At 60.5% G+C, this 11546-nt stretch carries 8 protein-coding genes, 1 tRNA gene and 2 pseudogenes; 2 read left to right on the forward strand and 9 right to left on the reverse strand.

Annotated features, from left to right (window positions below):
• Nucleotides 1–305, forward strand: a pseudogene (locus EOB59_RS31245) (ATP-dependent DNA ligase); the annotation flags it as partial.
• A gap of 723 nt (nt 306–1028) precedes the next feature.
• Here the strand turns inward: EOB59_RS31245 and xth are convergent.
• From xth to EOB59_RS31290, 9 genes and pseudogenes are all read right to left on the reverse strand, one after another.
• On the reverse strand, nt 1029–1820 hold the full coding sequence (gene xth / locus EOB59_RS31255; protein ID WP_127395384.1) for an exodeoxyribonuclease III: 792 nt from the start codon (nt 1818–1820) through the stop codon (nt 1029–1031).
• Nucleotides 1821–3244: 1424 nt separating this feature from the next.
• A complete protein-coding gene (locus EOB59_RS35420; RefSeq protein ID WP_164895805.1) occupies nt 3245–3733 on the reverse strand; it encodes a hypothetical protein in 489 nt (162 codons plus the stop codon).
• Nucleotides 3734–3749: 16 nt separating this feature from the next.
• Nucleotides 3750–5336: an FAD-dependent oxidoreductase gene (locus EOB59_RS31270; RefSeq protein ID WP_127395383.1), complete on the reverse strand. Its 1587-nt coding sequence runs from the start codon at nt 5334–5336 to the stop codon at nt 3750–3752.
• Between the two features lie 341 nt (nt 5337–5677).
• Nucleotides 5678–5941, reverse strand: a pseudogene (locus tag EOB59_RS37365) (Error-prone DNA polymerase 2); the annotation flags it as partial.
• A gap of 500 nt (nt 5942–6441) precedes the next feature.
• Nucleotides 6442–6591: a hypothetical protein gene (locus EOB59_RS36910; protein ID WP_245486834.1), complete on the reverse strand. Its 150-nt coding sequence runs from the start codon at nt 6589–6591 to the stop codon at nt 6442–6444.
• Nucleotides 6588–7250, reverse strand: coding sequence for a hypothetical protein (locus tag EOB59_RS36915; protein WP_245486835.1), 663 nt, complete (start codon nt 7248–7250; stop codon nt 6588–6590). The genes EOB59_RS36910 and EOB59_RS36915 overlap by 4 nt, the downstream gene beginning before the upstream one ends.
• Nucleotides 7229–7687: a hypothetical protein gene (locus EOB59_RS36920; protein WP_245481801.1), complete on the reverse strand. Its 459-nt coding sequence runs from the start codon at nt 7685–7687 to the stop codon at nt 7229–7231. Before EOB59_RS36920 ends, EOB59_RS36915 begins: the two co-directional genes overlap by 22 nt.
• Before the next feature lie 167 nt (nt 7688–7854).
• Nucleotides 7855–7931, reverse strand: a tRNA-His gene (locus EOB59_RS31285).
• 370 nt (nt 7932–8301) lie between these two features.
• Nucleotides 8302–8760, reverse strand: coding sequence for a phasin (locus EOB59_RS31290; RefSeq protein ID WP_127327947.1), 459 nt, complete (start codon nt 8758–8760; stop codon nt 8302–8304).
• A 248-nt stretch (nt 8761–9008) separates the two neighbouring features.
• Between EOB59_RS31290 and EOB59_RS31295 the strand changes: the two genes are divergently transcribed.
• Nucleotides 9009–11546, forward strand: a 2538-nt coding sequence (locus EOB59_RS31295) for a PAS domain-containing protein (RefSeq protein WP_128290032.1), incomplete at its 3' end; no start/stop codon positions are given.

Here is an 11546-nt window from a genome sequence, read left to right on the forward strand (position 1 = left end):
AGATCAAGTGCTATGCCGAAAAGGAAATGGACATCATTGGCGTGCAGCGCGAGGCTGGAAAGCCCGCGATGGTGCTCATGGCCGACAAGGGTCGCTATGCTGGCGGCGCTTTCGTTGCCTTTAAAGCCGACAAGCGTCAGCGACTATGGGATCGCGTGCAAGGGAAGGTCGGCGGACCAGTGCCCATCGGTCTAAAGAGAGAAAAGGCCGAATGGCTCAAGCCTGGTCTGGTCGGTCGCGTGCGGTTCCTGAAGGGCGAGGAGAAGCTTCGCCATGCGAAGCTGCTGGACTACCGGGAGGAATAATTCTTGGGCTGCTGGCAATGAGCGCCCACGTTGCGGAACAGAACCGTGTGGCTGGCGTTGTGCCGACATCTGCACGTCGGCGTCATGTCTTGGGCAATTTCACCGGCTCGTCGCACTGCGACGCTGCGGCGATCAGGAGGAAAAATCATGACGCCCGACGTGACAAATCGCGGAGGCTACGAGCAGCCTAGACACATCGTGCTTTGTTGCTGGATTGCCGTTGTGCCCGTAGCTATAGGTCTCGTCGTTTGGTCACTCCTTGTGACCAACGGGTCGGCGTGGTCACCGTCACCCAAAAAATGATCGTGCCGACCTGGCCATGGACCGATGCCATGTGAGATTGCGTGGATGATCGTTGCTTTAGTCAAGCGCAATGTAGCGTTGAGCGGAAACGAAGTAGGCCCGCCACTGAGGACACAAACAGCGGCGGGCCTTGCTTTGAGACCTGGCCCGGGGAGCCAAGCTGCAAACCCAACTTCGATTTCAGAAACAGGTTCCAGGCCTGCAGAAAAAACTTAACGCTTGCTGGCATTGCATAGGCCCGCCACCGGGTCTCGGAACCAGAGGCGGGCCCTCGCACCCGAGCTTGGTCGTTTCAAGGAGGGAGTCGTCCTCACCAAGCACATCCCGAACTTCGACTGCAGATGCATGTTCCTCAGGTCAGTGCAGAGACCAGCTTTGCAACTAGCGAAAGCTCGGCATCATGGCGAACAACGGCACCCTTCAATGACGGCCGGGTAGGTTGAGCTCTATCCAGGCTGGCGCATGATCACTCGGTTTTTCCCAGCCGCGCAAATCAGCGTCCACCCCGGCATCACGTAACCTGGACGAAAGTGACGGGGTGACGAGGAGATGGTCCATGCGCAGGCCGGAACTCCTGTCGAAACCGCCACGATACGAAAAGTTCCAATACGTATAGATGCCCTTCTCCGGATGGATACGGCGGACACCATCGATCCAGCCATAACCAAGCATTTCGGCGTAAGCTTGCCGGCTCTCCGGAAAGTAGACCGCGTCGCCTAGCCAACGTCCTGGCACCGCGGCATCGATCGGCGTTGGCACGACATTATAGTCGCCGCACAGAACGCACGGGGATCCTTCCCTGAGCAGTACCTGGCTGTAACTGATCAGACGATCGAACCATCGGAGCTTGTAGTCGAATTTCGGGCCAGGCGCTGGATTGCCGTTGGGCAGGTACAGACAGCCGATCACGATCCCATCCACCTCCACCTCGATATACCGGCTGTGAGTATCGTCAGGATCACCCGGGAGGCCACGCCGACGCTCCAGCGGCTCTTTCCCTCGGACGAGTACAGCTACACCGTTATAAGACTTCTGCCCATGCCAGACGGCACCGTAACCGGCGTTCCTGATGGCTTCGGCGGGAAATTTCTCATCCGAGGTCTTCAACTCCTGAAGGCATACGATGTCATAGTTGGTCTGACCTAGCCATCTGATGAGCACCGGCAGGCGACCGTTCACGCCATTCAAATTGAAGGTCGCGATGCGGGTCATTGCATTATGCCGGCGGCGGGGTTGTCAGTCTTGCAGGCAGCCTCGCCAGTAACCGCCGCTCCTTTTCTATACCGGCGCAAATCTCGCGCCTGGGCTGGCGACCGATGTGTCTCGATGCCATGTTTTACCTCCTGCGCCCTTCCCCTCTTCTGGCACGCGACCGATCGTTTTGGGGAGGCTCGCCCGCAGCCGCTATCTCGTTCGATTTAGACGGTGTTGTCCTCTCAGCTCCTTAACCGCGGTACGGGGGGAAAGTTTCACTACAGCTTTGGCATTTCGCGTGGGTTCAGGGGTCCGGAGGCTTGCTAGGCAGATGAACCTTTAGGGCCGTCACTGCGTTCCCTGCGACAAAACGCGAACGATGCATTGTGATGAATTACAACCCACGTCCCGGGCCGCAGAAGCAGGAGGCAAGTGGCGCCGAAGCCCGCTTTTCCTTCGATCGAATGGCGGTCGAGCGGTTTCAGCAAGCTTTTCCGCGCGCGAGATGGAGTGACGAGCGCAAGAGCTGGTTCGTACCCGGCACGACGGCAGCCCGGCGGATTGAACGCTGGCTAGCGCAAGAGGCAGCGCTACGGACGCCCCACGACGACAGCAAGGGACGAGATGCCTTCGCCTTGATCCAATATCGAGCCAATATCTGGAGATTGCGGACGACCTGCGCATTCGTACGCCCTACTCGAGGACAGTGCTTGAAGAGTTGCGCGCCGTCCCGTGGTGGAGTTGGGACGACGAATTGCGGGCCTGGAGAGTTCCATTTCGCTCATATGACGAGCTCCGGCGCCGGTGGCCAAGCATCGAAAAAGCTGCTCACCATGCCGAGCCGGAGGAAAGGAAACGGCGACGTGTGGACGCCAGAAATACTCAAACCTACAGAGCCTCGCGCCAACTGGCTGCTGAACGCCGGCGTCACCGCTATCCGTTGCCAACTCACGATCAACCTCGCCTGGGACGCGCTGTCGCAACCGAGCTCTACGGGGTCGTTGTCTTCACTAACATTTCCGGTGAAGTGGTCGCGCCATCAGACGCAACTTCCCTTTATCCTCACGCAATGGCTTCGTACGGCGAGTTCGTTTGGGGCAGATGGCGCTCGGCTACGCTGGTTGAACTTGTAAGGACATGGCCCGCAAGGGTGGCCGCTGGCCCGACCGAACGCCTGAGGGGTTGGTGGTGGCCAACACTTGCCGAGCTTAGAGTTGCCCGTCGAAAAGCCCGCAGTCGAGAGCGCATTAGGCGAAGTCGCAGCTGGCAGATGTGACGCTCGCATCCGGCCGTGCGGCTGCCACGAAGGTCGCTAATCGGGCTCTCCCTCGAGCGGACCTCAGTCAGGTTTATGGCAGCAAGATGTCGCCGCGTTGAATCATCGGCGTGAGTTTCGGCAGAGCGTCATTCAGCCCCCCGCTCAAGCGTCAGCTTCACCAGTGTCACTCCGGCCGAGCTATCTCCGAAGGAACGGGGCGCCATGAAAGCCGTTGGATGCTTTTCAGCGAGAAGTCGTCATGCACCTCTTCCAAATCCTGCTTCCTCGCGCGGACAATGACGGCCGGCCATTTGAGCGGGAAGATTTCGATCGGGTCAAGGAAGAGCTGGCTGCCCGGTTCGATGGCGTCACTGCCTACCTTCAGGCGCCAGCGGAGGGGTTGTGGCGAAAGGGTGCCGACTCCGCCATCGACGAAATTGTCATCTTCGAGGTCATGGCGGAAGAAGTCGACTTGTCCGATTGGTGCGCCCGCCGCTCCGAACTGGAGCGCCGTTTCCGGCAAGACAGGGTAATCATCCGTTACATACCGATGGCATTGGTCTAGCGCGACACCGTCGTCGCGTTCGCGATCCTCGCGTTCAGCGAGATATTTTGAACGATGAAGTGTGTCCAGGTGGGAAAGCGCCCCGCCGGTTGAAATGTTGGTGTTCAAGACCGGACCGGGAGTTTCAGTCTGCGCCGCTGTGGGATTGTGCGTGTGATCTCTTGGACCAATCTGAGGCGGTTCCGGTCCGGCGCGACAAAGGACGGATGGCGGGACCGTTGAGAACGGCTCCATCCGGCGCGAACTGGGAGCCATGGCAGGGGCAGTCCCAGCACTGCTCGGTCGAATTCCAATGGACGATGCAGCCGAGATGCGTGCAACTGGCGGAATGCATGTGCATTCCACCGTTTTGGTCACGGCACACGGCGAGTTTTCTCAAACCATCGCGGAGAATACCGCCCTGACCGGGTTCCAGATCGGCGGCTGATTTGATCTCGCCGGGCAACAGATACTCCGCGAAATTCTTCAACGCCGTCAGATTCTCGCTAACGTAGTTCGCCAATGCCAAGGGAGGCTTGCGATCGGGGGCATAAACCTCCTCCCACACACTGGACCCACCGACGACAAGGTCCCGGATGAGCAGGCCAGCCAACGCTCCGTGGGTGATTCCTTGTCCTGAATCCCCGGTAGCGATAAAGACGTTCTTGCTGCAAGGATTGCGGCCGATGAATCCGCAATAATCGATCGTGTCGAGAACCTGGCCAGACCAACGCGCTGCTTCCTCGCCCAGTTCCGGGACAAGGGCGCGGATCCAGGCGTCCAATGCATCGAAACGCGCCGAGCCGTCATCGGCTTCGCCAGATTTATGATCACGACCGCCCGCAATTAGATAGTCGATGTCACCCTCCCCGGGTTGGAGACGAACGTAGTAGTAGGGATCGTCCATATCCCAATAGAGCGCGTCCGGAAGAGTTGCTTTGGGCAGCTCGAATGCCATCGCATAGGTCCGATAGGGCGCCATCTTGCTGTGGATGGCCACCACCGTATTGACCGGCGAGTTTGTGGCAAACACGGCGTTATCGGCGGTGATGGTTGCGCCCCCTTCGACGCGAAGGCGGATCTGTTCACCCTCCTCGATCTCGGTGACGGCACTTTCGGCAAAAGCCTTGCCTCCGCGCTCCCGGAAATCGTCAAGCAGGGCACGAAGATATTTCAGAGGGTGAAACGTGGCCTGATCGGGATAGCGTAGCACCGGCGCCGCCTCATGGCCTTTCAACGGAACGCCGCGGCCGTGGTCTGCGATTGCACCAACCTTGCCAGCCGCTTCATACTCTTCATCACATTGCTTGGTGGCTTCATTTTCGTCCATCCAGGCTGCGGGAAAAAGAAATCCGTCGAGCCGACGAAAGTCGCAGTCTATTTCAAGATCGCTGACGTGTTCCTCGATCCGGTCGACAGCGGCTTGCTGGCTCTCTTGAAAACCTCGAGCGAGATCCTCGCCGCGGATTTTGACGAGTTCGCTTAGGCCGTCGTCGCAGATCGGGGCCAAGTGGGCGGTCGTGCGGCAAGTCATCCCACCGAGCAGCCGCCCCCTGTCAACCAGCACCACTGACTGTCCCGCCAGCGCAAGTTCGTAGGCAATAGAAACGCCGGCCATGCCCGCCCCCACCACCGCCACATCGCATCGCACATCCTGTTCCAGTTGCGGGGCCGAGGGCAACTCCGTGTCCTTCATCCAAAAAGATTTCGTGGCTTCGTCACTGACGTTCATCGCTGCTTCCAACCTGGCTGCGCGTCTAACGGTCGGAACTGCATTTTGATCCGAAATGTGCAAACGAATCCAAATTGTTTGCTCCCTTGCGCGGAAATGGGACTACCAACGGGGTAGACCGTCGCAGATCGTGATGGCCGACATCGGCTAGGACAAAGCGTCTCGTTGGCCGCGACAAGAGGTCGTTTAAGGAGCCTGACGATGTCGGGCGCTCGCTCCCAGGGGGTTCGTCGAGCCGATCATGGCTCAGGACGAAGCCACCGGGAAAGCCGCAGCCGCCGATCATTGAGATTCAGATTCAGCCCTGTGGCTCGCTGCGCGTGGACGGCTTCGACATGGCCCCAAATCTGCGAGGACAGAAGTCTGGTCATGTCTCGGGCAATCCGAGCGCCTTTCCCACATCGCGGATGGTACCCTTGGTACCTATTGCATGACGATCTCGCGCCGCTCGTTGCTCAACCTTCGAACAGGAGATTGCTGCGTTCGGGATCAATGGAGGTGATGCCGAGCACGTAACACACGGCGGAATTGGCGGCCGAGCCGCGGCCCTGGCACAGAATGTCCTGGCTGCGGGCGATACGAACGATCGAGTTCACGGCCAAAAATACGGCGCGTAGACTGGAAAAAGACGGCTGACCTGCTCGGCTTCGGGCCGGCGTTGCCTTTTCGGTTTTGCAGCAGCAAGACAGTCCATCACGCCCTACATCGTAGAAGATGCCGCAAGTCTTCCGAATGCGGGGAAAGGCGGTAGCGCTCTCCCGTACCAATCCCCGATGGGCAAAGAGCCTTTCCCATTTGCACGCCGCAGCCGCCGACTACACCCCGAGCCGAACGCAGGCCCTTCACTGCGCCAAGAAAGTCCGCCTACGCATTAGGCACGGTACATTTCTGGTCTTGCAGAAAGGCGAAGCATTGAGGCGATATTCGCCCACGCTTCAACCAATCACCGTGCACCGGATTGAGCGAGCGCTCGATCGCGTGGCCGAGATAATCGTCGGGCGCGACGACCAAGGCGAGATATGGCTCCCGCTGTACGACTATCTTGAACGCGCCCTGCAGGATTATCGAGCGAAGGAGGAACGCCTCGCCGCAGTGCGCCAGCGTGTCATACGATCCCAGGATCGAACGGCAACACGATCTTCATAAGTTCCTCTTGCCACATCTTCATGTCGCCGCCCTCGCCGTATTTCGGACGGTCGATCGTGTGGCCCATCAGCATGCGCCGAAGCTCCTCGTCCAGCCTACCGTTCTTCATGCGGTCTTCGAATGAATGGCGCAGTGAATAGACAGTGTGATTGTCAGTCGGGAACAAATTGTGCTCTTGAAGTGCTTGTTGAGCAGGGCTGACAGCGACGCCTCGCGATCCTTGTACCGCGGGAAGCCGTTGGGATGCTTTTTGAACACCTCAAGCGCCACGCCGACCAGCGGTATCTTGCGCACCGACGAGGCGGTCTTGATCTCTCGTGGATCGTCGGGATCGTCACGCGGCTCGACTGAAATGTGCGGCACCTCGTGGTCAACATGGATGACACCGGTATGCAGGTTCGCGAGTTCGCTCGGCCGGGCTCCTGTCTCAGCGAAGGCAAGCACGATTCCCCTCGCCTCATCATTGAGTGTCGCAAGCGCGCCAGGCGCAAATATCTTGTCGCGAATCCAGTCGGTCGGGAACGGCGGTCGACTGCGTTTCGACTTGTCGGCGAATGACAGATCGGCGAACGGATTCTTCTGTTCGGGGAAACCTAGATGGCGAAAGTAGTCGGCGTAGAGGGTCCGAAGATTGCCCATGTTTCGGTTGCCTGTCGACGCTGAACGGTCTGCTCTCCCTTTCTCAGGCGCAATTCGATCCAGCCAATATTTGTGTACCACTCGCGCGTCGTCGCGCGTTATCTCGCTCATAGGCTTGTCGCCGACCATGCCGATAAACACCTCGACCTCATTTCGCGCTTTGCTTTCCAGCGCTTCTTCTGGTCAGGGCTTTTTGTGCGGATTTCGTCGCGGGCAATCTCGTTGAAGTATAGCTTCAGCGCTTCCGATATCTTGTCGTCAGGGCGAGCGACCGCCCCGCCGACCGCATCGACAGATGGTGATTTGGCAGGCTCGCCTATCGTGCTCTCTACCCGCTGCAGGATGGTATCGAGGGGCTCGGCGACCAGGATCTCGGCGAGCGGTCGATAGACGAATCCCAAGGACTCGGCGCGCTTGATGGCTTGTTGGTATCGGATACGCGCCGCCTGTGGATTTTCACCCAGCATCAACGAAGCCCATAAAGCATTGTCAGCAGCCTCATGGAGATCTCGGGCGGTGCGCGCCTTTATCCGGTCTGCGGTGTCGAGGGCGCGGCGCACGAACACGCGACGCTCGTCGAGGTCCCTGACCTCTCTGGGCAGACGACGGTAGTAATGGAAATGATCGCCTCTCCGTTGCACAATATGTAACACAAAATAGGAAATAGCCGCAAGACCGATCCCCAGATGTTACAAATTCTATAACAGACTCAATGATTTAGCGGAAAATCCAGTGGTACCGTTGGCTGGGATCGAACCAGCGACCTCCGGATCCACAATCCGGCGCTCTAACCATCTGAGCTACAACGGCACGTTGCCTGAGCGGATCGAAACAGAAACTCATCCGCCCGCTCTGTCGTTCGGCGATGCGTCCTTACGGGCTTATGGATTCTAATTCAAGGCTTTTGGAAAGCAAAGGTCACTTCCCCACATCGACGCGGCATTTGCCCAGCAAGAAGGCGCAGGCAAGGGCCGGGCGACGGACAAAGAAAAAGGCCGGCGGGAGGAGGTGCCGGCCTTTTCCTGTTACGAGCCAGCGGGAGGAGGTGCTGGCTGGTCACCCCGGGGAGCAGAGGGAGGAGGTTCCACTCACCGGGTATTCCTTGATGGCTGCTATCATACACCTGATCGTTTTTAAGAAAATGCGACCTTTTGTTGCATCTTCAGATCATGCGCAAATGTTAGGCAACCTTGATTTCCTTCATCGCCTTCTCGAAGGCGGTCTTGATCGGCTTGGAGACGTCCTCGGCCGCCTTGGAGGCAACGGCCTGGAAGTCCTTGGCCTGCTCGACGGTCGATTCGACGCGCTTGCGCAGGAAGGCGGTCTGCAGCTCGACGACTTCCGACAGCGACTTGGCGCCGATCAGGGCTTCGAGGTGGGAAAAGCCGGCCTCGGCATTGGCACGCAAAGCGGAGATGGTCTTGAGCGACAGGTCGTTGGAAACGGTCTTGGCGGTCTCGTAGGTCGACTCCAGAGCCTTCTGGGTCTCCTCGGCGCCGGTCTTCAGCTTGGCATAGGCCTCTTTCGACTGCTCAACGCCCTTTTCGGCGAAGGCGCGCATCTGGTCGGTGGCCTTGGAAGCGTCGAAGCTCGGGAATTCAACGTTTTCGATCGTCTCGGCGGTCTTGGTCCTGGACATTTTCCATCCTTTTCAGCGGCAGCGGCTTTGACAGAAAGCCGTCTCGTTCCTGTATGATGGCAATATAAAGGCAAATTTTGTGCGTTGCAATATCTTTGTTGCAGTGCACCATAAATTTCTTTTGAGCCGTTAACCAAGAGCCCAGATTCAAGCCTTTGCACGTTCTGGCTTGTGGACCTTCGCGCCTCCGGCTTTTATTAACAAAGCGTTAACTGCAAAATCGCCGCTCCGTGAGGTCCGCCAAGCGCATGCCGTCCGAATATTCCTTCCTCGATGTCGCCGTGCTCGACGCGGTCCGCCAGCGCTTTGCGGCAGGCGACGCGATCGCGATCCTGTCGGCGGATCTGGAGCAGGTGATCTGGGCCAACGGGCCAGGAGCCGCGATGTTCGGTTATCCCGACATCGAGGCGATCATCGGCGCCTCGGCGCAGTTGCCCGTGATCGCCAGGCGCCAGATCATGGCGACCAGCGGATTTCCCGAGATTGGCAGTGACCGCGCCATCATGGTGCGGCTGGCGACCGGCATGACCAGCCGCGCCGTCGGCTTCCTGGCCAGTGCGGTGACCATGCCGGACGCCGAAAAGGCGATCATGCTGGCAGTGCCGGCGGCTCAGACCGGGTCACGCAGTGCCGGCGAAATCGCCGCGCGCGCCATTAGCGGCCTCACCGAGGATGGTCATTTCATCGCCTTTGTCGATGCCGGGGGCAACGTCGAGGCGGCCTCGGAAGGATTTTCGGCACTGGGCATCCTCCCGGAGACGCTGGCGGCACTGGTCGCCGACGTCGCAGCCGAGAGCGACCGCATCGTCAAGCGCCTTGTCCCCGGCGGCACGGCCTCCTACCCGGCAGGGCTGGCAAGATTGACCGAGGAGCGGCATCTGCTGGTGGTGATCGACGAGGACCAGCTCGACGACACAGCCCCTGCGGGCGAACATCCTACGCAAACCATTGCCGAGACGGCACCTGCTGGCGACGCGGCTTCCCAGCCGGAACAGGGTCGCGAGGCACCGGCCGACGAACCGAGCGCCTCGCAGCCGGCCGGCGACATCGCCGCATCGCAGCAGCATGAGATCGCCGATGCGATCGGACAGGCGCCGACGGCGGCCAACAGCGATCGGCCGGCAGCAGAGCGCATGCCCGCGCAGCACGACCATTGGTACTTCAACGCCGGCGAAGACGGAGGGCAACAGGCGCCGCGACCTGCCGCGTCCGGACCTGAAGCGCCTCAAGAGCCGGCCGCCCTGGAAGTCCAGTCCACGGCCACGCCGACGACCGTCTCGGCGATAGACCGCGCAGCGGCGCCGGTGCGTTTCGTCTGGCGCACCGATGCCGAAGGCAAGTTCAGCGCGCTGTCGCCGGAATTCGCCGACATCGTTGGCAAGCCGGCGGCCGACGTGATCGGCCGCCGCTTCAGGGATGTCGCCGCTACATTCGGCCTCGACCCCTCCGGCGAGATATCAGGGCTCCTCGAACGGCGCGATACCTGGTCCGGGCGCTCCGTGCTGTGGCCGGTCGTCGGCACCGATCTGAAGATACCGGTCGACCTGGCGGCGCTGCCTGTCTATGGCCGCAGCCGCGCCTTCGAGGGTTTCCGCGGCTTCGGCGTCGCCCGCGCCAGCGACGCGGTCGTCGATCCGGAGGCCATCGGCATGGCGCTGGTGCCCAATAGCCAGGCGCCGGCAACGCCGGAACCGCAAATCATCCAACCCGCGCCCGAACAGCCGAACGCCGAAGAGCCCAAGACCGAGGACACGCAGGCATCGGATCCGTTCAAGGGCGAGGTGCCGGCGTTGACCATCGTGCCGAAACAGGAGCGGCGCTTTGCCGATAAGGTGATCCGGCTCGCCGAACATCGCCAGCCTGCCAACGACAAGGGCCTGTCGACCCTGGAACGCAGCGCGTTCCGCGAAATCGGCGAGCGGCTGAAGAAGGATAGCGCTCCGGTCGGGCCGCCAGAGACCGAGACTGTGGAGGCATCGGCAGCGGAGACCGAGGCTCCGGTCAATGCGTCCGACGACCCGATGCGCACCGACGGCATCCCTGCGTCAGGGCCAGAGAACGAACCGGTCGAGGCATCCGATGTCGATGCCGAAGACGAGCGGGATCTGGCACGGCTTGACGGTCACGCGGACGAAGCCCCTCGTGACGCCCGCTCGGGGGTGAATGTGACGGGCTCGTTGCTCGACTATGCCGGCCAAGATGACGAACGTGGCCCCGTGGCGGCGGAACCAGAGAACACAGCTGCCGTTTCGCCCGGCGAAGAGCCTGAAGCCACTGACGCGACACATGATAGCCTCGATGACGACAGCATGACGTCGGCGGATTTTCGCGATGCCGAAGACAATGAGGATTGGGCGCAGCCCGACGAGGAAGCCGCGTCGCCCGACGAGCAGACGGTTGGCGAGGAAACCGCAGGCGACTCTGCGGAAATACCCCTCGAGCGCCCTCGCCTGCAGGTTCCGCCGCTCAAGGCCGAAGGGTTCGTGCCGTCGGCGTTTTCCGCCGGAGATGAACACAAGGCTCCGGACACGTCGCTGCTCGGCAAGCTGCCCGTGCCGCTGCTCATCCATTCCGGGGACCGGTTGCACTATGCGAATGAGGAATTCCTCAGCCTGACGGGTTACGAGGCGCTTGACGATCTGGCGGATGCCGGCGGCCTCGGCGCGTTGTTTGCCGACCCCTATGCCGACGACGGCGTTTCCGACGGCACCGATCGCGCGCTGCGGCTGAAAACGCGTGACGGACAGGAATTCCCGATCGAGGCCATTTTGCGCTCGGTCCCCTGG

Origin of the sequence: Mesorhizobium sp. M7A.F.Ca.MR.176.00.0.0 (assembly GCF_004023165.1) — a bacterium.
Lineage (GTDB): Bacteria > Pseudomonadota > Alphaproteobacteria > Rhizobiales > Rhizobiaceae > Mesorhizobium.

Excerpts from the sequence above, each read along its gene's own strand:
- EOB59_RS31270 (WP_127395383.1), bottom strand. The coding sequence starts at position 5,336 with ATGAACGTCAGTGACGAAGCCACGAAATCTTTTTGGATGAAGGACACG.
- xth (WP_127395384.1), bottom strand. The coding sequence starts at position 1,820 with ATGACCCGCATCGCGACCTTCAATTTGAATGGCGTGAACGGTCGCCTG.
- EOB59_RS31290 (WP_127327947.1), bottom strand. The coding sequence starts at position 8,760 with ATGTCCAGGACCAAGACCGCCGAGACGATCGAAAACGTTGAATTCCCG.
- EOB59_RS36910 (WP_245486834.1), bottom strand. The coding sequence starts at position 6,591 with ATGAAGAACGGTAGGCTGGACGAGGAGCTTCGGCGCATGCTGATGGGC.
- EOB59_RS36915 (WP_245486835.1), bottom strand. The coding sequence starts at position 7,250 with ATGGTCGGCGACAAGCCTATGAGCGAGATAACGCGCGACGACGCGCGA.